We start from the raw sequence: 26530 nt of genomic DNA on the forward strand, positions 1-26530 counted from the left end.
GCTGCCCTGCCTTTCACGCGTGGCCTGCACCATGAACGTATCACCGTTTCGTGACCGTCGTCACGGGCGCGCGATAGATACCGGCCGCAGGGCCGCACGGACCGGCCGGATGGCGGCCGGATGGCGGCCGGCCCCGGACAGCCGGACGCCCCGGCCCGTTCCCGGGCAGGGGCGTCGCAGTCCTCGGTCTCAGTCCGTCCCGGACGGATTCAGTCCGTCCCGGTCCGCCGTACGGTGCTCACCGTCGCGGTGCCCCACCGTCGCGGTGCTCACTCCGTGCCGACGAGCGCCGCCCACGTCTGCGGGCCGACCACGCCGTCCACGGCCAGCTTGTGGCCGCGCTGGAAGTCCTTGACGGCCGCGACCGTACGGTCGCCGAAGCTGCCGTCCACCTCGAGGCCGTGCCCGTACACGTTCAGCTGGGTCTGCGCCGCCTTGACGGCGCCGCCCGTCGCGCCCCGCTCGACCGTCTTGACCAGCTCGGGCCAGGTCTTGGGGCCGATCACGCCGTCGGACACGAGGCCCCGCGAGCTCTGGAACGCCTTGACCGCCGCGACGGTCTTCGGGCCGTAGCCGCCGTCCGCCGCCGTCGTGTGGCCGCGGGCGCCGAGGAGGTACTGCGCGGCCGTGACGTCCGCGCCCTCGCTGCCGTTCTTGAGCACCGGCCACTCCGCGCCGGGCGGCGTCGTGGGCGGGGCCTCGCCGGACAGCTTCACCGGGCGGTACGGCTTGTACTCGCTGCCGGAGTCCAGCCCGTAGTCGAGCACGCGGTGGTCGGTGCCGTGGCCGCCGCGCTGCTCGTACGCCGAGTACGCGGTGTGCGAGGAGTCGGTCCACCCCTCGAAGATCACCACGTGGCGGGTGGTGTTGGAGCCGTCGGCGTCGATGAGCAGGTCACCGGCCCTGAGGTCGCCGAGCGAGATGGGGGTGGTCAGGTCGCGGCTCTCCGCGAGGCCCACGGTGTTCGGGCCGGGCTTGGACAGTCCGAGCGTCATGGAGACGTAGCCGGAGCAGTCCTGCCGGTACCCGTCCGACCAGGTCTCGGTCTGGCTGTACGGCACCTGGGAGCCGCCGTTCGCGGTGAGCCAGGTCTCGGCCCGCGCGAGCATCTCCTTCGGGGTGAGTTCGGCCTGTGCCGTGGCCTGCTGGCTGGAGCCGCTCTGGGTGGGGGCGGGGGTGGCGGCGGCGGGTATGACCACGGCGCCGGCGGCGATGAGGCCGCCGGCAGCGAGCGAGGCCAGGGAGATTCTGGCGCGGCGGCTCATGTTCGCGAGCAGAGACATGGCGCCTCCTTCGTGTGTGGGGGGTGGAGCCGGTCCCGTCGGGGCGGAGGTCCGCTCCGGCGGGCGGCATCATCGTGGCGCACCTTCACGCCGACTCCCAGCGAAGAGGCGAACTTTCACAGGTCGGACCTCTGCAAGCGCCCGTACGGCCACCGCGCGTACAGCCGCCGTGCAGCAGCCGCAACGCCCAGTACAGCCCGCCCCGTACGGTCAGCGCCGCGCCCCCGCCAGCGTGGCGACCAGCACCGCCTTGATGGTGTGCATGCGGTTCTCCGCCTGGTCGAACACGACGGAGTACCCCGACTCGAAGACCTCGTCCGTGACTTCGAGCGAGTCCAGCCCGTAGCGGCCGTGGATCTCCCGGCCGACCTCCGTGCCCAGGTCGTGGAAGGCGGGCAGGCAGTGCAGGAAGCGCACGTCGTCGTTGCCGGTGGCGCGCAGGACGTCCATGGTCACGGCGTACGGGCGCAGCAGCCCGATCCGTTCGTCCCAGACCTCCTTGGGCTCGCCCATCGACACCCACACATCGGTGGCGACGAAGTCCGCGCCGCGCACGCCCTCCGCGACCTCGTCGGTGAGCGTGACGCGCGCGCCCGTACGTGCCGCGAGCTCGCGCGCCTGCGCCACGACCCGTTCGTGCGGCCAGAGCGCGCGGGGGGCGACGATGCGGACGTCCATGCCGAGGAGGGCGCCGGTGACGAGGCAGGAGTTGCCCATGTTGCTGCGGGCGTCGCCGAGGTAGGCGTAGCCGGTGCGGTCCAGCGGCCGTGCGCCGTGCTCGGTCATGGTGAGCATGTCCGCGAGCATCTGGGTGGGGTGCCAGTCGTCGGTGAGCCCGTTGTAGACGGGGACGCCCGCGTGCGCGGCCAGCTCCTCGGCGGTCGCCTGCGAGCTGCCGCGGAACTCGATGCCGTCGTACATCCGCCCCAGCACCCGCGCCGTGTCCCGCGCCGACTCCTTGTATCCGATGTGGGAGCCGGAGGGGTCGAGGTACGTGGTGGCGGCCCCCTGGTCGGCGGCCGCCACCTCGAAGGCGCAGCGGGTACGGGTCGACGCCTTCTCGAAGATCAGCGCGACGCCGCGGGAACGGAGCCGCTGCCGCTCCGTCCCCGCCGCGCGCTCCGCCTTCAGCTCGGCGGCGAGGTCGATCAGGTGGCGGAACTCCTCGGGGGTGAAGTCCGCCTCCTTGAGGAAATGGCGGCCTGTGAGGTCAATCGCCATGGAGGGCTCCTAGATCGCGAACAGGGACGGCACCGGAAGTATATACGTACATCTGCATCTCTATACGAGCTGCCGCATACGGTCCTCCCGCCGCCCGCTGCCCTGCCCCTGCCGCGCCACTGGGTCCCTTCGTGCGGCTGGGGCCCCGCCGCGCGGCTGGGGCCCCTCCGTGCGGCTACACCGCGTCCCGCTCGACCGGGCAGCTCATGCAGCGCGGGCCGCCCCTCCCCCGGCCCAGCTCGCTGCCCTGCACCTCCAGCACCTCGATGCCCTGCTTGCGCAGGTGGGTGTTGGTGGTGACGTTGCGGTCGTAGGCCAGCACAACGCCCGGCTCTATCGCCAGCACGTTGCAGCCGTCGTCCCACTGCTCGCGCTCCGCGGAGTGCACGTCCTGGGTCGCGGTCAGCACGCGGATGCGGTCGAGGCCCAGCGCGGCGGCGATGGCGCGGTGCATGTGCTCCGGCGGGTGGTCGGTGACCTTCAGCTCGTGCGCCTCGCCGCCGGGCTCGATGGTGTACGAGCGGAGCATGCCCAGGCCCTCGTACTGGCTGAAGGTGTCGCCGTCGATCATGGTCATCACGGTGTCGAGATGCATGAACGCCCGCCGCTTCGGCATGTCCAGCGCCACGATGGTGCTGGCGGAGCCCGCCGTGAACAGCCCGCGCGCGAGCATCTCCACGGCCTGCGGCGTCGTCCGTTCGCTCATCCCGACGAGCACCGCGCCGTTCCCGATCACCAGCACGTCACCGCCTTCGATGGTGGACGGGTACGAGACGTGGCCCTCGGACCAGAAGCGGAAATCGTTCGCGGTGAACAGCGGGTGGTGCCGGTAGATCGCCTCGAAGTGCACGGTCTCGCGGCGGCGCGCGGGCCAGCGCATGTCGTTGATGGACACCCCGTCGTAGACCCAGGCGGAGGTGTCGCGGGTGAAGATGTGGTTGGGGAGCGGCGCGAGCAGGAAGTCGTCCAGGTCCATCACGTGGAACCGTACGGAGGTGGGCTCCTGGTGGCCGGCCAGGAACTCGCGTTTGGTCATGCCCCCGATCAGCGCCTCGGTCAGTTCTGGCGTCGGCAGTTCGTCGAACGCCGCGCGCAGATGGCCGGTGGCGAGGGGGCCGTACTCCCGTTCGTCGAAGACGCGGTCCAGCACGAGGGAGCGGGCGGCCGGCACGTCGAGGCTCTCGGCGAGCAGGTCGCCGAAGAGGTGCACCTGGACACCGCGGTCGCGCAGGGCGTCGGCCAGCGCGTCGTGCTCCTGCCGGGCGCGGCGCACCCAGAGGACGTCGTCGAACAGGAGATCGTCCTTGTTCGTGGGGGTGAGCCGCTTCAGCTCAAGATCCGGCCGGTGCAGGATGACGCGGCGGAGCCGCCCGGCCTCGGAGTCGACATGGAATCCCATGACCCCATCCTGTCCGAGGCGGGCGGCGTACGCCCAGCGTATGGACACTGCCGCGGGCGCGGACCGCGCTCCCGTACGGTCCACGCGGCTCGGAGGCGGGCTCAGCGCCGGGGCTCAGAGCCGGGGGTCGACCGGCTCCGACTCCAGTGCCAGCACCGCGAACACGGCCTCGTGCACCCGCCACAGCGGCTCGCCGTCCGCGAGCCGGTCCAGCGCCTCCAGCCCGAGGGCGTACTCGCGCAGCGCCAGCGACCGCTTGTGGCCGAGATGGCGCGAGCGGAGCCGGGCGAGGTTGTCCGGGCGGGTGTACTCGGGGCCGTAGATGATCCGCAGGTACTCGCGGCCCCGGCACTTGACGCCCGGCTGCACCAGCCTGCCGTCCGCACCCCGTACGTACGCCTGCACCGGCTTGACCACCATGCCCTCGCCGCCCTCGCCGGTGAGGTCGAGCCACCAGCGGACGCCGTCCGCGACGGACACCTCGTCGTGGGTGTCGACGTAGTGCCGGCGGGTGGTGGCGAGCAGGGTGTTCATCCGCGTACGGTCCGCCTCGCCGGCGTCCGGAGCACCCGCACCGGCGTCCGCGTGGTGGCGCTCCGCGAGGGCCCGTTCGGCGGCGACCAGCCGGTCGAGCAGGGCCAGTTGCTCGTCGTGCGGGCGCGCGGCGAGGCTGCGGCCCTCGACGGCAAGGATCTGGAACGGTGCCATCCGGATGCCGTCGAGCCCGTCGGTGCCGGACTGCCCGCCGACCGGCCAGCAGTAGCGGCGGTACGCGTCGGTGAACGCGGCGGCGTCGGCCGCCCGCTCACGCTGCCGCCCCAGCAGCCCCGCGACGTCCACGCCCCGCGCGGCGGCGCCCTCCAGCGCGGCCAGGGCGCCGGGGAACGACGCGCCCGCGGCGGCGCCCACCGCCGCGTACTGGCCGCGCAGCAGCCCGCCCGCCTTCAGCGACCAGGGCATCAGCTCGGTGTCGAGCAGCAGCCAGCCGGTGTCCAGTTCGTCCCACAGCCCGGCCTCCTCGGCGCACCGCGCGAGCCGCCCGAGGACGCGCGCGGTCTCCGGGGCCCCGTCCGGGAAGAACGGGCGTCCCGTACGGGTGTAGAGCGCGCCCGGCACCCCAGCGTCCGTGCCCCCGCCGTCCGTGCCCCCGCCGTCCGTACCGAAGCGCTCGCGCGCCACCTCCGCGTTCCGGCACACCAGCGCGACGGCCCGCGAGCCCATGTGCTTCTCCTCGCAGACGACGTGCCGTACGCCGTCCTTCCGGTAGCCCGCGAACGCCTCCTCCGGGTGCTCCAGGTAGCCCGAGCCGTCGCCGTCGCCGTCGAGTCCGCCCTGCGAGGTGGCGCACGGCGCCATCGTCGGCGGCAGGTACGGCAGCAGCCGCGGGTCGGTGGCGAAGCGGCTCATCACCTCCAGCGCGGCGGCCGAGTTCTCCTCGCGCACCGAGAGCCGCCCCATGTGGCGGGTCTCCACGATGCGGCGTCCGTGTACGTCCGTGAGGTCCAGCGGCCTGCCCTCCGCGCCGCCGGGAGCGGCGGACGCGAGCGGCTTCACCGGCTCGTACCAGACCCGTTCGGCCGGGGTGTCGACCAGTTCGCGCTCCGGCCAGCGCAGCGCGGTCATGGCGCCGCCGAAGACGCAGCCGGTGTCCAGGCAGAGGGTGTTGTTGTGCCAGGCGGCACGCGGCGTCGGCGTGTGGCCGTAGACGACGGCGGCGCGGCCGCGGTAGTCCTCGGCCCACGGGTAGCGCACCGGCAGCCCGAACTCGTCGGTCTCGCCGGTCGTGTCGCCGTACAGCGCGTGCGCGCGTACACGGCCCGACGTACGGCCGTGGTACTTCTCCGGCAGTCCCGCGTGGCTGACCACCAGCCGGCCGCCGTCCAGGACGTAGTGGCTGACGAGCGAGTCGATGAACTCGGCAACCCGCCCGGTGAACCCGGGGTCCTCCGCGGCGCCCTTCTCCAGCTGCTCGATGGTCTCCGCGAGGCCGTGCGCGACCTTCACCTTGCGGCCCTTGAGCCAGCGGCCGAGCTTGTTCTCGTGGTTGCCGGGCACGCACAGCGCGGTGCCCGCCGCCACCATGCCCATCACCAGGCGCAGCACACCCGGACTGTCCGGGCCGCGGTCGACGAGGTCGCCGACGAACACGGCCGTACGGTCCTGGGGGTGCCGGGCGCCGACGGGACGGCCGCGGGCGTCCCGTTCCAGTACGTAGCCGAGCCGGTCGGTGAGCAGCGTCTCCAGTTCGCCGCGGCAGCCGTGTACGTCGCCGATGAGATCGAACGGGCCGGTGAGGTGCCGCAGATCGTTGTACCGCCGCTCCAGCACCACCTCCGCCTGCGCGACCTGCTCTTCGCCGCGCAGGACGTGCACCTTGCGGAAGCCCTCGCGCTCCAGGCCGCGCAGGGAGCGCCGCAGTTCGCGGCGCTGGCGCGGCAGGACGTGCGGGGGCAGGCCGGCGCGGTCGGGGCGCCCGGCGTTGCGCGCGGCGCAGACGTCCTCGGGGACGTCCAGTACGACGGCGACGGGCAGCACGTCGTACTCGCGGGCGAGCTCGACCAGCTGGCGGCGCGCCCCGGCCTGGACGTTGGTGGCGTCCACGACGGTGAGGCGGCCGGCGGCCAGCCGCTTGCCCGCGATGTAGTGCAGCAGGTCGAACGCGTCGGGGGTGGCGCTCTGGTCGTTCTCGTCGTCGGCGACGAGGCCGCGGCACACGTCGGACGAGACGACCTCGGTGCTCTTGAACTGCTCGCGCGCGAACGTGGACTTGCCGGAGCCGGTGGTGCCGATCAGCACGACGAGCGACAGGTCGGGCACGGCGAGCGTACGGGTCGGGGTCGTCATGGGGTGGCCTCCTCGGCTGCGGTCCCGGCTGCCGTCCCGGCTGCGGCATCGGCTGTGGCCTGCTGCTCCGCCGGCGCGGCGGCGTCCGGGGACGCGGCGGTGAACAGCGCGAGCTGGGTGGGCGAGCCCACCTCCGGGTCGTCGGGGCCGACGGGACGGAACGCCACGCCGTAGCCGTACCGGGCCGCGACCGTCTCCGCCCAGCGGCGGAACTCCGCGCGCGTCCACTCGAAGCGGTGGTCCGCGTGCCGGGCCTGCCCGGCGGGCAGCGACTCCCAGCGCACGTTGTACTCGGAGTTGGGCGTCGTCACGACGACCGTGGCCGGGCGGGCGGCGCCGAACACGGCGTACTCGAGCGCGGGCAGCCGCGGCTGGTCGACGTGCTCGATCACCTCGCAGAGCACGGCCGCGTCGTGGCCCTTGAGCCGCGCGTCCGTGTACGTCAGCGCGCCCTGCAGCAGGGTGACGCGCGACGCCTGGCGCTCGCCGATACGGTCCAGGCGCAGCCGGCGCGCGGCCAGCTGCAGCGCCCGCATCGACACGTCGACACCGACGATGCCGGTGAACTGCCGTTCCTTCAGCAGCGCCTGGACGAGATGGCCGGAGCCGCAGCCCAGGTCCAGTACGCGGGCGGCGCCGCACTCGCGGAGCGCGGCGGTGATCGCGTCACGGCGCTGCACGGCGAGCGGAACGTGCGGTTCGGCGGCGCTCTCGGCCGCCGGCTCCTCGTGCGCGGAAGCGGGGCCGGCGTCGTCCGTGGCCGGTACGGCGGTCGCGCCTGCGGCCGGGGTGCCTTCCACGTCCGGGGGGCCGTCCGCGTCCGGGGGGCCGTCCGCGTCCGCTTCGGTCACCGCGTTGTCGATCTCCGCCACTTCGGCGTCGTCGGACTCGGCGAGCCGGGCGAGTTCGAGCCGTTCCAGCACCTGCCGGGTCAGCGCGGCCCGGCGCGCCAGATAGCGGCCCGCGATCAGCCGCTGCTCGGGGTGGTGCTCCAGCCAGCCCTCGCCGGCCCGCAGCAGCTTGTCCGCCTCGTCGTCCGTCACCCAGTAGTGCTTGGCGCCGTCCAGCACGGGCAGCAGCACGTACAGCTGGCGCAGCGCGTCGGACAGCGGCAGCTCGCCGTCGAGCGTCAGCCGTACGTACCGGGAGTCGCCCCACTCGGGGAACTGCTCGTCCAGCGGCACCGGTTCGGCGCCGACGGTCCAGCCCAGCGGGCCGAAGAACCGGTGCACGATCTCGGCGCCGCCGCGCGCGGGCAGCGCGGGCACCTCGATCCGCAGCGGCAGCGGACGCGCAGGCAGCTCGGGGCGCGCCTTGCACTGGCCCGCCAGCGCGCTGCGGAAGACGCTGCCGAGGGCGACCGCCAGCAGCGACGAGGCGGCGTACGGGCGGTCGTTGACGTACTGCGCGAGGGCCGAGTCCGGGGCGCCGCCGCGGCCCTTGCCGCCGCCGCGCCGGACCAGCGCCACGGCGTCGACCTCCAGCAGCATCGCCGCGGTGCAGTGCTCCGGGGCGGCCTCGGGGTAGAACACGTGCGCGGTGCCGTGCGCGGTGGAGAAGGACTGCGCCCGGTCGGGGTGCTTGTGCAGCAGAAACCCGAGGTCGGTCGCGGGCCGCTCGGCGGTGCCGGTGGTGGATATCGTCAGGAACACCCGGTCGAGTATCGACCGGACGGAGCGCGGCGGCTAGCCGTTTTCGATCGCCTGCCCCAACTCCCCGATCCGTTCCGGACCGACCCGGCAGCAGCCGCCGACCAGCCGCGCGCCCCGTGCCAGCCAGCCGTGCACGCGGTGCGGGGCGAAACTCGCGGTGCCGCGCCACGCATGCCGCGCCGCGTCCCAGGTCTCGCCGCTGTTGGGGTAGGCGACGACCGGCAGGCCGGTGCGCGCGGCGGCGGTCTCGACGGCGTGGTCGACCTCCTCCGCCGCACAGCAGTTGACCCCGACCGCGATGACCTCCTCGTGGTCCGCCGCGAGACCGAAGGCCTCGTCGAGCGGCTGGCCCGCGCGCGTACGGCCGCCCGCGACCGTGTAGCTGAGCCACACCGGGACGCCGCAGCCGCGCACCGCGCGCAGCAGCGCCTCCGCCTCCACGCAGTCCGGCACGGTCTCCAGGGCCAGCACGTCCGGGCCGGCCGCCACGAGCGCCTCCACCCGGGGCCGGTGGAACCGCTCCAGCTCCCCTACGCCCAGCCCGTACCGGCCGCGGTACTCGCTGCCGTCCGCGAGCACCGCGCCGTACGGGCCGACCGAGGCCGCCACCCACACCGGCCGTGCGGCGTCCCGCGCCGCGGCGCGGGCCAGCCGTACGCTCCGCCGGAAGAGCGCGGCGGCCTGCCCGCGGTCCAGGCCCTTGCGGGCGAAGCCCTCGAACGACGCCTGATAGCTGCTGGTGATCAACACCCGTGCGCCCGCCCGGACATACGCCCGGTGTGCCGCCGTGATCTGGTCCGGGTCGTCGGCGAGGAGCCGCGCGGACCAGAGCACGTCGGACAGGTCGCAGCCCTGCGCCTCCAGCTGGTTGGAGAGCCCGCCGTCGAGGAGCACCGGGCCGTCGGCGAGCGCCCGTGCCAGCGACGGGCCGCCCGGCACGTGCGCCTCCCCCGGCCCGGACAGCGGTTCCGGACCGGACGGCCCCGGCCCCGGCCCCTCCGGACGGTTGGCCTCCGGCGGCTGCGCGGCGCCGGTCATCCCAACTCGGCCTGCACCTGGGCGGCGATCAGCTCCAGGTGGTCGAGGTCGTGCAGGTCGAGGATCTGGAGGTAGATCCGGGAGGCGCCGATGTCCTGGAACCGGCCGATCTTGTCCACCACTTCGGCGGGGCTGCCCGCGAGCCCGTTCTCCTTCAGCTCGGCCACCTCGCGCCCGATGGTCCGCGCCCGCCGGGCCACCTCGGCATCGTCCTTGCCGACGCAGGCGACCAGCGCGTTCGAGTACACCAGGTCGTCCGCCTTGCGGCCGGCCTCCGCCATGGCGTCGCGCACGCGGCCGAACTGCCGCTCCGAGTCCCCGATCGAGGCGAACGGGATGTTGAACTCGTCCGCGAACCGCGCCGCCAGCCGCGGAGTACGCACCGGGCCGAGCCCGCCGACCAGCACCGGCACCTTGGGCTGGGCGGGCTTGGGCAGCGCGGGAGAGTCGGCGAGCCGGTAGTGCTTCCCGTCGAAGCTGAACTTCTCCCCGGCGGGCGTCTGCCAGAGCCCGGTGACGATCGCCAGCTGCTCCTCGAGCCGTGCGAACTTGTCGCCGGGGAACGGGATGCCGTACGCCGTGTGCTCCTCCTCGAACCAGCCGGAGCCCAGCCCGAACTCGATCCGGCCGCCGGACATCGCGTCCACCTGCGCGACCTGGATGGCCAGCGGCCCCGGCAGCCGGAAGGTGCCCGCCGTCATCAGGGTGCCGAGGCGGATCCGGCTGGTCTCCCTGGCCAGCCCGGCGAGGGTGACCCACGCGTCGGTCGGACCGGGGAGCCCGTCCCCGTCCCCCATGGCCAGATAGTGGTCGGAGCGGAAGAACGCGTCGAAGCCCAGCTCCTCGGTGGCCTTGGCCACGCGGAGCAGGGTGTCGTAGTCGGCGCCTTGCTGAGGTTCGGTGAATACACGCAGATCCATGCAGCCCATCCTGCCTCGCGTCCGCCCTGCGCGCCGTGCCGCCCCCGCGGGCACGGTGTCAGTCGCCAGGGGCACCACCCCGCTCCGGCAGCGCGAGTCTGCGGAGGATGCCCGCGACCCGGTCGCCGGACTCGTCGGCGGCGTCGATGGCCTCGATGCACTGCCAGTACAACCCCTCCTCCTCGGCGGCCACGGCCACCCCGACCAGCGCGACCCCCGACTCGCCGAGCAGCCCGCCCAGCTGCAGCAGCACGCAGCGCGGGTCGCGGATCGCGGAGAGCCGCGCCGCGCGTATGTCCCCCGTGCTCTGGCCGGGGAGGTGCAGCGAGCCGCAGCCCCGCTTGCCCGCCTCGCTGAGCCCGACCGCCTCGGCCCGCACGACCGGCGGCCCGCTGACCGCCAGCCGGGTGCCCACGGCCTCCACCAGAGCCTGCGCCTGCCACGCCTCCGCGACGATCTCCGGCAGGCTCTTGCACTGGGCAAGCGCATGCCGGGTTGCCTCGATCAGGCGAGCTGCGTCCATGGTCATCCCCCTCCACTGGTCGCTACCCAGCGTGACCGTCAACGGCCGTACACGCCAGGGAGTTTGGGAAATCTGTGGATAATCCGGCACCTGTGAATAACTTCGTCACTCCATAGAGTGACCGTTTCCTGGTGCCGGGAAACGCTTCTCGTTCCTGTCGATCTTCGCGGCCAGTGCCGCGAGGGCGTCGACGCCCAACACGTCGCAGAACTGCAGGAGGTACGCGAGGACATCCGCGACCTCGTCCTCGACCCGCGCCGCCGACTCGCGGTCCGCCATCACACGGGCCGACTCCTCCGGCGTGAGCCACTGGAAGATCTCCACCAGTTCGCCCGCCTCGACGCTCAGCGCCGCGGCCAGGTTCTTCGGCGTGTGGTACTGCCCCCAGTCGCGCGCGACCGCGAACTCGGCGAGCCTGCGCTGCAGCGCGGCCAGGGTGACATCGGACGGCCGCGTTCCGGCAGCCGGCCGCGCGCCTGCGGACGGGGGCGTACCGGCAGACGGGGTCGTACCGGCAGACGGAGACGTACCGGCGGACGGGGAGGTTTCGGGGGATTCGCTCACGCCCCCAGGTCTACCAGGGCCCCCTCCGGCACCCCCGCCTCGCCCCGCACCGTCCCCAGCAGCCGTACGTGCCCCCGCGCGCACATCCGCGCGGCGAGCACCATCAGCGCGTCCGACTGCCGCCGGTCCAGCCCCCGGTCGAGGCCGTCCGCCAGGACGGTCAGCGCCGGCGCACCCGGCAGCGCGTCCCGCGCGGCGTCCGCCGAGAGCGCCGCCGCGCCGTACGTCAGCACCAACGCCAGCGCGATGTACCGAAGTTCGCCGTCCCCCAGCCACTCCACCGGCGTCTGCCGCCCTGTCTCGCCACGGTCCAGGACAGCGCGCACCAGGGCCCGTTCGCCGGCCAGCGCCGCCAGCCCCTCGACCGGGCCGCGGCAGCCCGCCCGTACGGCCTTCACCAGCGCCGCGTGCCGGCTGCCGCACGCCGCGCGGGTACGGGCCAGCACCGCCGCGAGGTTGTCGCAGCAGCCGCGCAGCAGCGCGTCCGTACGGGGCACGGGTGCCCGCATCCGCTCCGGCAGCGGGTCGCAGGGGAACACGGAACACAGCGCGAGCACCACCTGCTCGGCCGCCGCCAGTACGCCGCGCTGCGCCGCCGTGGCGCCGGACACCCGCAGCGGCAGCAGCGCGGTCGCCAGCCGGTCGTCCGGCAGCGGAGCGCGGGTGAAGCGGGCGGCGCCGGAGGTGTGCCACTCCGCCTGCACCTGGCGCCGCCCCGGGTCGCGCAGCGCGGTGGAGAACAGCGTCTGCCCGTCCGGACCGGTCAACCGCTCCCCGGCGATACGGAGTTCGGGCTCGGCCTGTACGGCGAGGTCCAGCCGTACCCGCCCGGCCGGGCCCGCCACGGTGCAGCCGATCCGGAAGCCGCGCCTGCCCTGCGGGTCGGCGCGGGCGCCCTGCGGGACGTAGGCGGAGGCGGCGCCGCGCGCCCCGCCGAAGACCTGCCCGAGCGCCTCGCCGGCACCGAGCCGCGCCAGCGCCTCGTACCCGGCCAGCAGGCTGGACTTGCCGCTGCCGCTCGGCCCCGTCACCAGGGTGAGCGGGGCGAGCGGCAGCGTACGGGCCCGGTGCGAGCGGAATGCGGAGAGCCGCAGTTCGGTGACGGCGCACGAGGTCCCTGAGTCCATGCCGGGACCGTACGCACCCGCGCGCGAGCGGAACCGTTCCGGCGTACCCGGCTTCGCCCGATCAGGCGACGGGCGTACGCGCTCAACTCCCGTGGTCCGCGCGCCAGTCGGGGTGCCGCGGGCGTCAGCGGAGCGGACAGGCTCCGTACCACGGGCACCCCCACCCACACCGCGCGCGGGACTCCGGCGGCATGATGCACGGGCACACGGAGCTGGTCTGCACCAGCGGCCGCGACGCGGCGGCCGCCACTCGCACTGGAGGTATGCGGCGAATGAGCCTTTCCGGGCATCCGGTCCAGGACCTGATCGGCGAGCAGACCCGCGCGGAGATCTTCGCGCTGGTGCTGACCGCCGGGCCCATCTCCCGTACGGGACTGGCCCGCCGGCTCGGCCTCGCCCCGTCCACCGTGACCCGGCTGCTGCCGCCGCTGCTCGACGGCGACTACCTGCGCGAGACGGAGACCGTCCCCAAGGGCCCCGGCCGCCCACAGCGGTTCCTCGAGGTCAACGCGGAGCGGCACGTCGTCGTCGGCGTCAAGATCGGCCCGCGGCTGGTCTCCGCCGTGCTCACCGACATGGCCGCGAACGTCCTCGCCCGCGCCGAACAGGCCCTGGCCGACAGCACTCCCGCCACGGCACTGGCCGCGGCCGCCGAGCTGACCGCCCGGCTCGTCGCCGAGACGGCCGCCGAACGGCCGCACGCGGCGGACAGCGTGCTGGGCATCGGCGTCGGCGTGTCCGGGCACGTCGACTCGGCCGCGGGGGTGTGCCGTTACTCGGCGATCCTCGACTGGCAGAAGGTCGCGGTCGCCGAGCCCCTGTCGCGTACGACCGGACTGCCCGTCGTCGTCAACAACGATGTCAACACCCTGGTCGTGGCCGAGCGCTGGTTCGGGCAGGGCCGCGACATCGACTCGTTCGCCGTCGTCACCGTCGGCTCCGGCATCGGCTGCGGCCTGCTGCTGGACGGCACCCTGTACTCCGGCTCCAGCGGGATGGCCGGCGAGCTGGGCCACCTCCCGCTGGACCCGCGGGGCCCGATGTGCAGCTGCGGGCGGCGCGGCTGCCTGGAGGCGCTGGCCTCCGAGGGGGCCGTCCTCCGGCAGATACGCGACGCGCTGCCGCCGACGGTCGCGGCGTGCCCGGACATCGCGACCGCCATGGCGTGGGCGCGGAACGGCGGTGGCGCGCGGCAGGCCGTGAGCCGGTCCGCGTTCGCGGAGGCGGGCACCGCGCTGGGCCGGGGCCTGGCCGGGCTGTGCAACCTGCTGAACCTGCAGAAAATCATCATCGCGGGCGAAGGCGCCGTCGCACACGACCTGTTCGGGCCCGCCATGACGACGGCCCTCCGGGAGCACGCGTTCTCCGAGGCCGCACACGACTGCGACGTGCAGCTCGACCCCGTACGGGACGACCTGTGGGCGCGCGGCGCCGCGTGCCTGGTCATACGCGAGACGGTACGGGCGCCGCTGTCGTAGAGCGCGGATCGCGCCGCACCACTGTCGTAGAGCGCGGATACGGTCGGCCGTGGCACCGGAACCGTTGACGACGAAAGGCACCCCCGCCCTATGACCTCCCGCTCCGACGGCCACTCCGCAGCAGCCACCGAACCCGCCACCACGGACGCGGCCGGCGGGCACGCCGGCGTGCCCGCCCTGTCCTGGCTCCACGACGCCGTGCTGTACCAGATCTACCCGCAGAGCTTCGCGGACTCCGACGGCGACGGCATCGGCGACTTCGCCGGCATCACCGCGCGCCTGGACCATCTGGCCTGGCTGGGCGTGAACGCCGTATGGCTGAACCCGTGCTTCGCCTCGCCGTTCCGCGACGCCGGGTACGACATCTCCGACTACTTCACCGTCGCCCCCCGCTACGGCACCAACGACGATCTGGCCGCCCTCGTCGACGCCGCCCGCCGGCGCGGCATCCGCGTCCTGCTCGACCTGGTGCCGGGGCACACCTCCCACCGGCACCCGTGGTTCCGTGCATCGGCGGACGACCCGTCGGACGGCCGGTACGTGTGGGCGCCCGAGGACGCCGACGTGCCCGCGGGGTACGTGCCCTCGCCCGGCCGCCGGGGCGGCTTCTACCTGCCGAACTTCTTCGAGTCGCAGCCCGCGCTCAACTTCGGCTTCGCCCGTACGGATCCGGCCGAGCCCTGGCGGCAGCCCGTCGACGCGGAGGGCCCGCGCGCCAACCGGCAGGCGCTGCGCGACGTCATGGACCACTGGCTGCGGCTCGGCGTCTCCGGCTTCCGCGTCGACATGGCCGCGTCGCTGGTGAAGGACGACCCGGGGCACGCGGAGACGACGCGGCTGTGGACCGGGCTGCGCGGCTGGCTGGAGGCCGCGCACCCGCAAGCGGCGCTGCTCGCCGAGTGGGGCGATCCGGCCGTGTCCGTGCCCGCGGGCTTCCACGCGGACTTCTTCCTGCAGTTCGGCGGGGAGACCGACGGGCTGCCGATGCGTTCGCTCTGGGGCACCGGTCAGGGCACCGAACACGCGCACTGGGCCGCGCTGGACTGCTTCTTCGACGCCGAAGGTCGGGGTTCGCCGCGGCCGTTCACCGAGGCGTGGCGTGCGGCCGCCGGGAAGATCGGGGAGGCGGGCCACACCGCGCTGCCCACCTCCAACCACGACTACTCGCGGCTCGCATGCGGCCCGCGTACGCCCGAACAGCTCCCGGCGGCCTTCGCGTTCCAGCTGACCTGGCCGTCACTGCCCGCCATCTACTACGGCGACGAGATCGGCATGCGCTACGTCCCCGGGCTCCCCGACCACGAGGGGAGCGCGCTCGGCCCCGGATACAACCGCTCGGGCTCCCGTACGCCCATGCAATGGGACTCCTCGCCGGGCGCGGGCTTCTCCACCGCGCCCGAGGACCGGTTCTACCTCCCGCTGGACCCCGGTCCGGACCGGCCCGACGTGGCGTCGCAGCGCGCCGACGAGACATCGCTCCTGCACCTCGTACGCCGCCTCATCGCGCTCCGCACGTCAACGCCCGCGCTGGGCCCGGCGGGTGCGGTGGAAGTGCTGCACGAGGGCTACCCGTTCGTGTACCGGCGCGGCGGCTCCCACCTCGTGGTGGTCAACCCGGCGCGGCGGGCCTCCACCGCGCCCGTACGCCCGCCCGGACAGGAGCGGGCGCGCCCGCTGGAGGCCGACGGCGTGACGCTCACGGCGGACGGGGTCGCGGCCGACGGCTTCGGCTACGGGGTCTTCGTCCTGTGACGGCCCGCCCGGCTACGCCTCCGGCGACGCGTTCCCGGCGTCCCCGCCCGGCAGACCTGGCGCGTCCGGCGCGTCCCGCGCGTCCGGCAGACCGTCCGCCGGGGGCGAGTCGGGCAGCAGCGGGCGCATGAAGGTCCGTTCGTGCCGCAGGACGCAGCCGCTCTCGTCCCGGATGCGGTCGGCGGCCACGAAGTCGGGGTCCGTGCCGAACAGTTCGCGGTAGTTCTCGTACGCCGCCAGGCTGGGGAAGCTGAACAGCGCGAGCGCCCGGTCGCTGGCGCCCTCGGACGGCAGGAAGTAGCCGTGGTGCTCGCCGCCGTGCCTGGCCACCAGCTCCATCCAGCGGTGCGCGAACTCCTCGAACCGCTCGGTCTTCGCGGGGTCGATGACGTACTCCACAACGCAGGTGATCACAGGGTCACGGTAGCGCGCGTGCCGCGGGCGCCAGGGCGTGCCGTCAAAGTAGCGCCGTCCGCCCCTTGGGATTGCCTCCTCGGAGGGGGTCGCACGCGCTGATCACCGCCAGCTGGAACGGTCGCCCGGAAGCAGCTCTGTGGCCGGGAGAAACAGAAGAGAAGAAGCTCGTCACCTAGCTTCGTGACAGCTCGGCCGGTCGGCTCGTGCAAGCCGGGGGCCGACCAGGACCACGTGCACCGCTAGCGGGCCGTGCATGCCGCGGACCTGCACCATCTCGATGTCGCCGGAGCTGCTCGGGCCGGTGATCAGCTGCATGCCCGAGGGGGCGGGGCTGAGTGCGGCGAGCCGGCCGACGGCGTCGGCGTACGAGTCCACGAGCCGCGTCGCCGGCACGACCGCGACATGGCGGGGCGGCACCAGCGAAGTGCCGCGCGGGCGCGCGCCGTCGTACGCCAGCGCCAGCGTCCCGGTGTCCGCGACGGCGGCCAGCGCGCTGGTGACGCCCGTCTCCGCGGCCCACGGGTCGGCGACCCGGTGCAGGCCGGCGGTCACCCGGTCGACCAACGGCTCGCGGTGTACGGCGACGGGGTACGGGCCGCAGAGCCGCTCCACCACCGCGCGTGCCGCGTCGGCGTCCGCGACACGGTGGCAGGTGCCGCCCACGGCGTCGAGGGCGGCGGCGAACCGGTCCGCGCGGGCGGCGAGTTGCCGTGCGGCCTCGTCCGGGCCGGGAGCACCGTCCGGTCCATGCGGGCCGTCCGCTCCGGGAGCACCGTCCGGTCCGTGCGCGCCGCCCGCACGGGGCCCGGGTCCGCCGGTCACGGCAGGTCCCGGTGACGGGCGGCGCGGCTGCCGCGCCCGGCCGTACGGCGCACGGCCCGGCGCAGCCGGCCCGCCGCCCGCAGGTCCGGCAGCGTACGGCCGCGCGCCCACCGCCGGGCGGCGGGCAGCGCGGCGAGCGCGCGGCGCGGCAGGGCGCGGGCCGCCACGGCGGTGCCCGCGAGGGACGCGAGGTATCCGGCGCGGCTCGACCACAGCACCGACCAGGCGTGCCAGGCCGCCGCGGCGGGCCCCCGCCGGGACGCGGCGTGGTCGGCGCGCAGGTCGACCAGCATGTCCGGCAGCGGGATGCGGACGGGGCAGACGTCGGCGCAGGCGCCGCACAGGCTGGACAGGTACGGCAGTTCGGCGTCCCCCGGGTGTTCGTCGAGGAGCGGCGCGAGGACCGCGCCGACGGGGCCGCCGTACACCGAGCCGTACGCGTGCCCGCCGCCCAGGGTGCGGAAGACGGGGCACGCCGTCTGGCACGCGCCGCAGCGGATGCACGCGAGCACGTCTTCGTACTTCGTGCCGAGGATGCGGTGCCGGCCGTTGTCCACGATGACGAGGTGCAGTGCGTCGGGGCCGTCCGCTTCGCCGTCCCTGCGCGGCCCGTTGAGCAGGGTCTGGTAGACGGTCGCGCGCTGGCCGGCGCCGGCGTGGGAGAGCAGCGGGAGGAGCACCCCGAGGTCGGCCAGCCGCGGCACGACCTTCTCCGGCGTCATGACCGCGACGTGTACGCGGGGCTGGGAGGTCACCATGTCGGCGTTGCCCTCGTTGGTGACGAGGGCGAGGGTGCCGGTCTCGGCGACGGCGAAGTTGACGCCCGTGACGCCCATGTCGGCGCGCCGGAAGTCCGCGCGGAGCCGGGCGCGGGCGAAGCCCGCCAGGGCGCTCGCGCTGTGGTCCCGCGGGCGCTGGGCCTGTTCGGCGCCCGCCAGGGCGTCGAAGCGGCGGGCGACGTCGGCGCGGGACAGGTGCGCGGCGGGCGCGATGATGTGGGCGGGCCGCTCGTCGCCGAGCTGCACGATGTACTCGCCGAGGTCCGTCTCCACCACTTCGATGCCGTCGGCCTCCAGCGCGGGGTTGAGCCCGATCTCCTCCGCCACCATGGACTTCGACTTCACCACCAGCCGCGCGCCGTGCTCCGCCGCGATCCGGCGTACGACGGCGGTCGCGTCGGCGGCGGTGGCGGCGCGGTGGACCGTGCCGCCGTGCTCCGTGACGCGCGCGGTGAGCGCGCCGAGGTGGCTCTCCAGGTCGTCCAGCGTCTCCCGGCGGATGTGCGCGGCGCGTTCGCGCAGCGCCCGTACGTGCTCCGGCCACTGGTCGCCCGGCCGCTCCCGGCTGCGCGCGGCGAGCCGCTCCGCCGTACGCGCGGACTCCTCGCGCGCCACCGCGTCCGCCGTCACGACGGGCAGCAGCGGCCGGTGCCCCGGGCGTACGCCGGCGGCCCACTCCGGCCGCTCGCGCGGCACCCGCCCGGCGCCGCGCAGCGCGCTCGACCCGGGCCGCTCGCCCGTGCCGAAGTCCCGTTCGCCGCCGCTCACCTCCTCGCCCTCGCCCTCGCCGCCCCCGCTCACACCCTCGCCCTCGCCCTCGGCGCTCATGCCGCCGCCACCTCCGCCAGCGAGCCGGGCCCGTCCGGCAGGGCCGCCGCGAGGAGTTCCGCGACGTGCAGCGTCCGCAGGCGTACGGCGCGCCGCTCCGCGCGCCCGGCCAGGTGCAGCAGGCAGGTCGCGTCGGACGAGACGACGTGCGTGGCGCCGGTGGCCGCACCGTCGGCGAGCTTGCGGTCGGCCATCGCGCAGGACACCTCCGGGTACGTGAGCGCGAACGTGCCGCCGAACCCGCAGCACACCTCGCGGTCGGCGGCCTCGTGCAGCCGCAGCCCCCGTACGCGCCCCAGCACCTCGCGGGGCGCGGCCCGTTCACCCAGCGAGCGCAGCATGTGGCAGGCGTCGTGCCAGGTGACGTCGCCGGTCAGGGCGAGGTCGAGCCCGCCGCCGTACTGCGCGAGGTACTGCGTGAACTCCCAGGTGCGCTCCACCACATCGGCCGCCCGCGGGCGCCACCGCCCGGTGAGCAGCCGCGGGAACCGGTGGTGCACGGTGGCGGCGCACGAGCCGGACACGGCTACCACCGCGTCGTACCCCTCGAACGTCGCCACCCAGTGCCGCATCAGCCGCGTCGCGGGCGCCGGGTGCCCGGAGTTGAGCGCGACCTGCCCGCAGCATGTCTGCGCCCGCGGAACGGTCACCTCCGCGCCGGTGGCCGCCAGCACCCGCGCCGCCGCGAGCGCGGGCCCCGGCGCCACCAGGTCGGCGGCGCAGGAGGTGAACAGCGCCACCCTCAATGCGACTGCCTCCCGACCGCCGAACCGCTCTGCCCCACCAGGAAGTCCAGGTCGCAGCCCTGGTCCGCCTGGAGTACGTGGTCGCCGTACAGCCGCGCCCAGCCGCGGTCGTGCGGCCGCTCCGGCGGCTGCCACTCGGCGCGGCGGCGCGCCAGCTCGTCCTCGGGCACGTCCAGGTGCAGCCGGCGCGCGGGCACGTCGAGTTCGACCGTGTCGCCCGTACGCACGAGGGCGAGCGGCCCGCCGACCGCCGACTCCGGGCACACGTGCAGCACCACGGTGCCGTACGCGGTGCCGCTCATCCGCGCGTCGGAGACCCGTACGACGTCCTCGACGCCCTGCTCGGCGAGCTTGCGCGGGATCGTCATGTTGCCAACCTCGGGCATGCCGGGGTAGCCGCGCGGTCCGGCGTTCTGGAGGACGAGCACGGTGTCGGCGTCCACGTCGAGCGCCGGGTCGTCCACGGCGGCGTCGTACGCCTCGATGCTGTCGAAGACGAGCGCCCGCCCCCGGTGCCGCAGCAGGTGCGGGGAGGCGGCGGACTGCTTGATGACGGCGCCGTCGGGGGCGAGGTTGCCGCGGAGTACAGCGGTGCCCGCGCCGACGCCGAGGGGTTCGCCGAGCGGCCGGATGACGTCGCTGGACCGCTCGGCGTCGGCGACGTTCGCCTCCAGGGTGGCGCCGGTGACGGTGAGCGCGTCGCCGTCGAGGAGCGGCAGCAGTTCGCGGAGGACGGCGGGCAGGCCGCCCGCGTAGTAGAAGTCCTCCATCAGATAGTGGCCGGACGGCTGGAGGTCCACGAGCCAGGGGACGTCGGCGGTGTACGCGTCGAAGTCGTCCAGGGCGAGCGGCACTCCGAGCCGCGCGGCGATGGCGAGGAGGTGGATGACGGCGTTGGTGGAGCCGCCGAGCGCCGCGTTCGCCCTGATGGCGTTGGCGAACGAGGCGCGGCTGACGACGCGGCTCATCCGCAGATCCTCGTGCGTCATCTCGACGATCCGCTGCCCGGCGCGCTGCGCCAGCCCGTAGCGGCGGGAGTCGACGGCGGGGATCGCGGCCGAGCCGGGCAGCTGGAGCCCGAGCGCCTCGGCCATGCACGCCATGGTGGAGGCGGTGCCCATGGTCATGCAGTGACCGTTGCTGCGGGACATGCCCGACTCGGCGGCGGCGAACTCCGCTTCGGACATGCGGCCCGCGTTGACGTCCTGCGTGAACTGCCACACGGCGGTGCCCGAACCGATGTCGCAGCCGCGGAACTTGCCGTTCAGCATCGGCCCGCCGGTGACCACCAGCGTCGGCAGGTCCACGCTCGCGGCGCCCATCAGCGAGCCGGGCGTCGTCTTGTCGCAGCCGGTGAGCAGCACGGCGGCGTCCACCGGATTGCCGCGCAGCGACTCCTCCACGTCCATGCTCAGCAGGTTCCGGAACAGCATCGCGGTGGGCCGCAGCATGGTCTCGCCCAGCGACATCACCGGGAACTCGACGGGGAACCCGCCCGCCTGCCACACCCCGCGCTTGACCGATTCGGCGAGGCGGCGCAGGTGCGCGTTGCAGGGGGTCAGTTCGGACCAGGTGTTGCAGATGCCGATCACCGGCCTGCCGTCGAACACCTCCTCGGAGAAGCCCTGTGCCTTCATCCAGGACCGGTGGATGAATCCGTTCCGGCCGGACTCCCCGAACCACTCGTGGCTGCGCAGCTTCATGCGGTGTCCTCCGTGCTGGGTGTGCGGTCTGTACGGGGTGCGGTCGGTACGTGCTTCCGCGCGTCGTGCTCGTCCCGCGCGTCCACCAGCCAGGCCATCGGCTCGCGGCCGCGTACCACCGGGTTGGACAGCGTCCCCACGCCGGACACGGCGATGTCCACGCGGTCGCCCTCCGCGAGGCTGAAGCCGAGCTCCGGCACGACGCCGGTCCCGGTGGCCAGCACCGCGCCGTCGGGGAAGTCGGTGGGCTGGTAGAGCGCGGCCACCAGGTCGTCGAGCCGCCTGTGCAGCCGCCCGGTGCCGGTCTCGCCGGACCAGACGACGGAGCCGCCGCGTACGACCCGTACGGTGACCGCGAGCCCGTACGGGTCCGGCACCTCCCACACGGGGACGATCCCGGTGGCCAGCGCGCAGCTGCCGCTGTAGATCTTCGCCTGCGGTATGTAGAGCGGGTTCTCGCCCTCGATGTCGCGCGAACTCACGTCGTTGCACACGGTGTAGCCGACGATCTCGCCGAACCGGTTGGCCACGACCGCGAGTTCCGGTTCGGGCACGTCCACGGCCGAGTCGGCGCGTACGGCGATGGGCTCGCCCTCGGTGACCACGCGCCAGGCGACGGCCTTCAGGAAGAGTTCGGGGCGCGCCGCGTCGTACACCTTCTCGTAGACGCTTGCCTCGCTGCTCTCCTCGACCCGGCCCTCGCGGGACCGCTCGTAGGTCACGCCCGCCGCCCACACCTCGGTGTGTCCGTCGACCGGCGGCAGGAAGGTGACCCGCGCGGCGTCGACGGCGGGCGCGCGGTCGGTGAGGCGGCGGCGCAGGTCGTCGAGCGGCCGGGCGAGCAGGTCCGCGACGGTGGCGGCCCAGGGCAGAGCCGCCACCGAACCGTCGCTGCGTACGCCGACCTGCGTGGTGCCGTCCTGTACGTACCGGACGATCTCCATCGGTTCTCCTTCTCTCCTCGTGCGGTGCGGTGCCGTACCGCGCGGTGAAGTGCGGTGCGTACGGCGTCGGCTTTACGGGCGTACCGCGCGCGCCCGCCGGAGCGTGGCGGCGGCGTGGGCGGCGCGGCGGGCGCGGTGCAGCGCGAACAGCGCGGCGGCGCCCGCGAGGACCGCCGTGGCGGGCTGCACCGCCAGCAGCACGGCGCCGACCAGGACGCCGACGGCGGCGAGCACGTGCCACTGGCGCGCCGAGGTGCGGCAGGCGGCCAGCGCGCGGTCGAGTTCGGCCGCGTCCAGCGCCTCCAGCCGCGCCACGGCGGGCGGTTCGGCCGCCGTACGGCCCGCCTCGCGCGCCTCGTGCACCGCCAGCCACCCGTTGGCGACCGCCGCCGCGCAGAACACCGCCGCCCACACCGGCGCGCCCTGCGCGGCGCGCACACCCGCGAGCCCCAGGAAGCCGAGCCCGACCGCCAGATAGCGCCACCGCACCGGCACCGCTCCCACTCGCACCGTTCCCGGCCCCACCGCTCCAGCCCTCGCCCCTCCCGGCCCCATCTCTCCCGCCCTCACCCGATGACCTCCGCGTACGCGAGCATCGCCACGACGCCGCACACCGTGAGGAACGCCGAGCCGACGGCCACCATGGCGCGCAGCGGGGCGCTCATGCGGTACGGCGCGGGGAGGTTGACCCGGTCGACCCAGAGCAGCCCGGCGCCGTAGATGCCGCAGGCGAACACGCCGCCGAGGATGGACGCCGGGGTGATCAGCGACACGAAGCTCGCCCCGGACGCGATCATCAGCAGGCTGCCGATGCCGGTCCACGCGTAGACGTACGGGCGTATGCCGCGCTGGCCGCGCGCCCGCACCTTCTCGGAGACGGCCGACAGGCTCTCGTACATCGTCCAGGAGTACGCCTCCCACACCGCGTACGCGGTGCCGAACAGCACCATCACGATCGCGACGACGTAGAAGGACTCGAAGACGGGGGCCACGGCGGAGAGGAACTGCGACTGGTGCGTCAGGACGTCGTTGCCCTCGGGGACCTGCTCGCGGTCGCCGAGTATCGCCGCGCCGTTGATCATGAACGCGGCGGCGATCACGCCCAGCGCGAGGAACGCCGCCAGCATGTCGAACAACGGCGCGCGGCTCCAGGCCCGCGCGTTCGCCACGTCCCCGGGCTCGGCGGACAGCGGGATGCGGTCCTTCCTGCCCAGCGTGGCCAGCTCGCGGCCGATCGCGTCGGCCTCGCGGTGCCCGAGCATCCCCCACTTCTTCTCGCGGAGCATGCCGGTGTAGCCGATGTAGTCGTACATTCCGCCGCCCAGGCCGCCCATGAACACGGCGAGTTCGACCCAGACCGAGGTCTCCGCGATGTCCGGGTACTTGTCGGCCACGAACGGCTCGTACTCGAAGCCGCTGGGCACCAGCCCGCCCAGCACGCCGAGCCAGTCGGGCTGCGCCGCGAACACCGCGACCAGCACGAGCACCACCATCAGCCCGGCGATGGCGACCTGCACCTTCTCCAGCACGGTGTAGCCGCCGACCCAGGACAGGAGCGCGGCGAAGAGCAGGGCGCCGACCGCGTACGCCGTCGCGTTGCCCGCGCCGAGCGACTCCAGATAGTCGCCGAGCGCCACCGTCACGCCGCTCGCCCAGCCCGGGAACGAGGCGAGGCAGATCAGCGCCAGCAGCACCGGGAACCAGCCGCGCGGCCCCGGCAGCACCTTGGCGAGACGGGTCATCGGATGCTCGCCGGTGAGCGTGATGTGCCGGTTGGACGCGTAGACCAGGGCGCCCTTGGCGAGCGCGCCGACGACCACCGCCCACAGCACGGTGTAGCCGAACACGGCGCCCTCGCGGGACGCGAGGATCGACTCGCCGCTGCCGATGGTGAGCGAGGCGATGATCGCGCCGGGGCCGAAGAACTTGAGTGCCGTCGCGACGCCGACCCGCCGCTTCAGGAGCGCCGCCGGCGGGTCCGGCAGCCGCAGCGGGGTCCCCGCGGTGCGCCCGGTTTCCTGTGTGGCCATCTCCGTACCTGCCCGTCGGTCTGGCGTGGGGGACGGCATCCGGATGCCCTGGACGACTGACCGGGCACCAAGATGCTATAGGATACTTCCGGTAGGCGATAGGAATATTCAGGCAGCCGGAACGGCCCGTCAAGAGAACCGGCACGTACGATTCCGCCCGCCGCAGGCAGGGACGGCACGGCACGGCACGACAGGGAGAACGACGATGAACGGGGCACCGACCGGCACCGGCACCACGCGGCCCGGCGGCAGACCGGTGACGCCGCTGCCGCGCCGCCAGATGCTCGCGGACGACGTGCACGAGGCGATCAAGGAGTTGATCATGGACAACTCCATCGCGCCCGGAGAACGCGTCTCCATCGACGGCCTCGCCCGCCAGCTCGGCGTCTCCCCCACGCCCGTACGGGAGGCGCTGGCCCGGCTCGAATCCGCCGAACTCGTCGTCAAGGAACCGCACCGCGGCTACCGCACCACGGCCCTGCTGAACCGCGACGAGCTGGAGGACCTCTACCGTTTCCGGCTGCTCATCGAGCCCTGGGCCGCCGCCCGCGCGGCCGAGCGGACGGACGACGCGGGGCGGGAACGGCTCCGTACGGAGATGACGTCGGTGGACGCCCCGCGCGACGACCACTACGACGCGTACAAGGCGCTGGCCGCCCACGACACCCGGTTCCACGTGCTGGTGGCCGAGTTGGCGGGCAGCGAGCAGGTCCGGCTCGCGTTCGAGCGGACACACTGCCACCTGCACATCTTCCGGCTCTACTACGACCGGGGCGTCGGCCAGAAGACGCTGGAGGAGCACCGTCTGATCACCGACGCCGTCCTATCCGGCGACCCGGAGGCGGCGGACGCCGCCATGCGGAACCACCTCGAGAAGGCCCTGTACGAGCGGCTGCGCCCGGTGTCCGACGCCCCGGGCGTACGGCCGGGCCCCTGACCCCGCCGCGTACCCGACGCGCCCTGTCCGCACCCGACGCGCCTGCCCGTAAGCGAAGCGCCCCCGCGCCCGCACCGGGCGCCCCGCCCGCATCCGAAGCGCCCCCGCGCGCACCGCAGTTAGGAGCACGCCGCGTGAGCCGCATCGTCTCCCTCACCGTCGAGGACGTCCGCTTCCCCACCTCCCGGGAACTCGACGGTTCCGACGCGATGAACCCCGACCCCGACTACTCCGCCGCGTACGCCGTTCTCCGCACCGACGACGGCCCCGACGGGCACGGCTTCGCGTTCACCATCGGCCGCGGCAACGACGTGCAGTGCGCCGCCATCGGCCTGCTCGCCGAGCTGGTCGTCGGCCGTGACACCGAAGCCGTCTGCGCCGACCTCGGCGGCTTCTCGCGCGAGCTGCTCGCCGACTCCCAACTGCGCTGGCTGGGCCCCGAGAAGGGGATCATGCACATGGCCGTGGGCGCGGTCGTGAACGCCGCCTGGGACCTCGCCTCGAAGCGCGCGGGCCTGCCGGTGTGGCGGCTGCTGTCCGGGATGACGCCGGAGCAGCTCGTCGACCTCGTGGACTGGCGCTACCTCACCGACGCGCTCACCCCCGACGAGGCGCTCGGACTGCTGCGTGCCGCCGAGCCGGGACGCGCGGAGCGTACGGCGCGGCTGGAGCGGGAGGGGTACCCCGCGTACACCACCTCCCCCGGCTGGCTCGGCTACGACGACGAGAAGCTCGCCCGGCTCGCGCGCGAGGCCGTCGCCGACGGCTTCGACCTGATCAAGCTCAAGGTCGGCGCGGACCTGGAGGACGACATACGGCGGCTCGCCGTCGCCCGCGAGGCGGTCGGCCCGGACATCCGCATCGCGGTGGACGCCAACCAGCGGTGGAGCGTCCCCGAGGCGGTGGAATGGCTGGCGCGGCTCAAGGAGTTCGACCCCTGGTTCATCGAGGAGCCCACCTCGCCCGACGACGTCCTCGGGCACGCCGCGATCCGCCGCGCCGCGGCGCCGATGCGGGTCGCGACCGGCGAACACGTGCAGAACAGGGTGATCTTCAAGCAGCTGCTCCAGGCGGAGGCCATCGACGTCCTGCAACTGGACGCCACCCGCGTCGCCGGGGTGAGCGAGAACGTCGCCGTGCTGCTGCTGGCGGCGAAGTTCGGCGTGCCCGTCTACCCGCACGCGGGCGGCGTCGGCCTGTGCGAACTGGTGCAGCACCTCGCGATGTTCGACTACGTGGCGGTGTCGGGCTCGATGGCGGAGCGCAGCATCGAGTACGTCGACCATCTGCACGAGCACTTCGCCGTACCGGTGCGGATGCGCGCCGGACGGTATCTGCCGCCGGCGGCGCCGGGCAGCGGTGCGGAGATCCTGGAGGAGTCACGCCGCCGCTTCCGCTACCCCGACGGGCCGGGCTGGTCCGCGGACGGCGGCGCGTGAGGTGAACGGGCGCGTGAGGTGAACCTGGCGCGGGCCGGACGCGTACGCGCGCCCGGCCCGCTTCCTGCCCTCGCTCGTTCAGTC

The 26530-nt window shown here is 74.1% G+C and carries 22 protein-coding genes; 4 read left to right on the forward strand and 18 right to left on the reverse strand.

The window, feature by feature from the left end:
- Window positions 1–269: 269 nt before the first annotated feature.
- The 10 genes from DVA86_RS22140 to DVA86_RS22185 form a co-directional block, all read right to left on the reverse strand.
- The gene (locus DVA86_RS22140; protein WP_208880800.1) at window positions 270–1283 is read right to left on the reverse strand and encodes a C40 family peptidase; all 1014 of its coding nucleotides are present in this window, start codon (window positions 1281–1283) and stop codon (window positions 270–272) included.
- Window positions 1284–1493: 210 nt separating this feature from the next.
- Window positions 1494–2504 carry an ornithine carbamoyltransferase gene (gene argF, locus DVA86_RS22145; protein WP_208880802.1) on the reverse strand — a complete coding sequence of 337 codons (1011 nt, stop codon included), beginning with the start codon at window positions 2502–2504 and terminating at the stop codon, window positions 1494–1496.
- Between the two features lie 175 nt (window positions 2505–2679).
- On the reverse strand, window positions 2680–3903 hold the full coding sequence (locus DVA86_RS22150; RefSeq protein ID WP_208880804.1) for an arginine deiminase: 1224 nt from the start codon (window positions 3901–3903) through the stop codon (window positions 2680–2682).
- Window positions 3904–4017: 114 nt separating this feature from the next.
- Window positions 4018–6747 (reverse strand): polynucleotide kinase-phosphatase, encoded by a 2730-nt coding sequence (locus DVA86_RS22155; protein WP_208880806.1) that lies wholly within the window; start codon window positions 6745–6747, stop codon window positions 4018–4020.
- Window positions 6744–8399 carry a 3' terminal RNA ribose 2'-O-methyltransferase Hen1 gene (locus DVA86_RS22160; protein ID WP_208880808.1) on the reverse strand — a complete coding sequence of 552 codons (1656 nt, stop codon included), beginning with the start codon at window positions 8397–8399 and terminating at the stop codon, window positions 6744–6746. Before DVA86_RS22160 ends, DVA86_RS22155 begins: the two co-directional genes overlap by 4 nt.
- 33 nt (window positions 8400–8432) lie before the next feature.
- Window positions 8433–9437 carry a homocysteine S-methyltransferase gene (gene mmuM, locus DVA86_RS22165; protein ID WP_208880810.1) on the reverse strand — a complete coding sequence of 335 codons (1005 nt, stop codon included), beginning with the start codon at window positions 9435–9437 and terminating at the stop codon, window positions 8433–8435.
- Window positions 9434–10357: an LLM class F420-dependent oxidoreductase gene (locus tag DVA86_RS22170; RefSeq protein ID WP_208880812.1), complete on the reverse strand. Its 924-nt coding sequence runs from the start codon at window positions 10355–10357 to the stop codon at window positions 9434–9436. The genes mmuM and DVA86_RS22170 overlap by 4 nt, the downstream gene beginning before the upstream one ends.
- Window positions 10358–10415: 58 nt before the next feature.
- Complete coding sequence (locus DVA86_RS22175; RefSeq protein WP_208880813.1) at window positions 10416–10880, reverse strand: DUF6099 family protein; 465 nt, start codon at window positions 10878–10880, stop codon at window positions 10416–10418.
- Window positions 10881–10985: 105 nt separating this feature from the next.
- Window positions 10986–11315: a nucleotide pyrophosphohydrolase gene (locus DVA86_RS22180; protein WP_245997710.1), complete on the reverse strand. Its 330-nt coding sequence runs from the start codon at window positions 11313–11315 to the stop codon at window positions 10986–10988.
- Between the two features lie 125 nt (window positions 11316–11440).
- The gene (locus DVA86_RS22185; RefSeq protein ID WP_208880817.1) at window positions 11441–12571 is read right to left on the reverse strand and encodes an AAA family ATPase; all 1131 of its coding nucleotides are present in this window, start codon (window positions 12569–12571) and stop codon (window positions 11441–11443) included.
- A gap of 272 nt (window positions 12572–12843) precedes the next feature.
- Between DVA86_RS22185 and DVA86_RS22190 the strand changes: the two genes are divergently transcribed.
- Together DVA86_RS22190 and DVA86_RS22195 are read left to right on the forward strand one after the other, a co-directional pair.
- On the forward strand, window positions 12844–14049 hold the full coding sequence (locus DVA86_RS22190; RefSeq protein ID WP_208880819.1) for an ROK family transcriptional regulator: 1206 nt from the start codon (window positions 12844–12846) through the stop codon (window positions 14047–14049).
- Window positions 14050–14139: 90 nt separating this feature from the next.
- Entirely contained in the window at window positions 14140–15801 is a 1662-nt protein-coding gene (locus DVA86_RS22195) for an alpha-amylase family glycosyl hydrolase (RefSeq protein WP_208880821.1), read from the forward strand.
- Window positions 15802–15813: 12 nt separating this feature from the next.
- Here DVA86_RS22195 and DVA86_RS22200 read toward each other — a convergent pair whose 3' ends face one another.
- The 8 genes from DVA86_RS22200 to DVA86_RS22235 form a co-directional block, all read right to left on the reverse strand.
- A complete protein-coding gene (locus tag DVA86_RS22200) occupies window positions 15814–16200 on the reverse strand; it encodes an NIPSNAP family protein (protein WP_245997712.1) in 387 nt (128 codons plus the stop codon).
- A gap of 186 nt (window positions 16201–16386) precedes the next feature.
- The gene (locus tag DVA86_RS35970; RefSeq protein WP_208880825.1) at window positions 16387–17040 is read right to left on the reverse strand and encodes a LutC/YkgG family protein; all 654 of its coding nucleotides are present in this window, start codon (window positions 17038–17040) and stop codon (window positions 16387–16389) included.
- Entirely contained in the window at window positions 17037–18647 is a 1611-nt protein-coding gene (locus tag DVA86_RS22210) for an LUD domain-containing protein (protein WP_208880827.1), read from the reverse strand. Before DVA86_RS22210 ends, DVA86_RS35970 begins: the two co-directional genes overlap by 4 nt.
- Window positions 18644–19387 carry a (Fe-S)-binding protein gene (locus tag DVA86_RS22215; protein ID WP_245997714.1) on the reverse strand — a complete coding sequence of 248 codons (744 nt, stop codon included), beginning with the start codon at window positions 19385–19387 and terminating at the stop codon, window positions 18644–18646. The genes DVA86_RS22210 and DVA86_RS22215 overlap by 4 nt, the downstream gene beginning before the upstream one ends.
- Before the next feature lie 2 nt (window positions 19388–19389).
- The gene (locus DVA86_RS22220) at window positions 19390–21096 is read right to left on the reverse strand and encodes an IlvD/Edd family dehydratase (protein WP_208880830.1); all 1707 of its coding nucleotides are present in this window, start codon (window positions 21094–21096) and stop codon (window positions 19390–19392) included.
- Window positions 21093–22040 carry a fumarylacetoacetate hydrolase family protein gene (locus DVA86_RS22225; RefSeq protein WP_208880832.1) on the reverse strand — a complete coding sequence of 316 codons (948 nt, stop codon included), beginning with the start codon at window positions 22038–22040 and terminating at the stop codon, window positions 21093–21095. Before DVA86_RS22225 ends, DVA86_RS22220 begins: the two co-directional genes overlap by 4 nt.
- A 72-nt stretch (window positions 22041–22112) precedes the next feature.
- Entirely contained in the window at window positions 22113–22550 is a 438-nt protein-coding gene (locus DVA86_RS22230; RefSeq protein WP_222623349.1) for a hypothetical protein, read from the reverse strand.
- Between the two features lie 56 nt (window positions 22551–22606).
- Complete coding sequence (locus DVA86_RS22235; RefSeq protein WP_208880837.1) at window positions 22607–24070, reverse strand: Nramp family divalent metal transporter; 1464 nt, start codon at window positions 24068–24070, stop codon at window positions 22607–22609.
- 205 nt (window positions 24071–24275) lie between these two features.
- Between DVA86_RS22235 and DVA86_RS22240 the strand changes: the two genes are divergently transcribed.
- Entirely contained in the window at window positions 24276–25007 is a 732-nt protein-coding gene (locus DVA86_RS22240; RefSeq protein WP_208880839.1) for a GntR family transcriptional regulator, read from the forward strand.
- Between the two features lie 134 nt (window positions 25008–25141).
- A complete protein-coding gene (locus DVA86_RS22245) occupies window positions 25142–26446 on the forward strand; it encodes an enolase C-terminal domain-like protein (RefSeq protein ID WP_245996965.1) in 1305 nt (434 codons plus the stop codon).
- Window positions 26447–26530: the final 84 nt, after the last annotated feature.

Origin of the sequence: Streptomyces armeniacus, from assembly GCF_003355155.1 — a bacterium.
Classification (GTDB): domain Bacteria; phylum Actinomycetota; class Actinomycetes; order Streptomycetales; family Streptomycetaceae; genus Streptomyces; species Streptomyces armeniacus.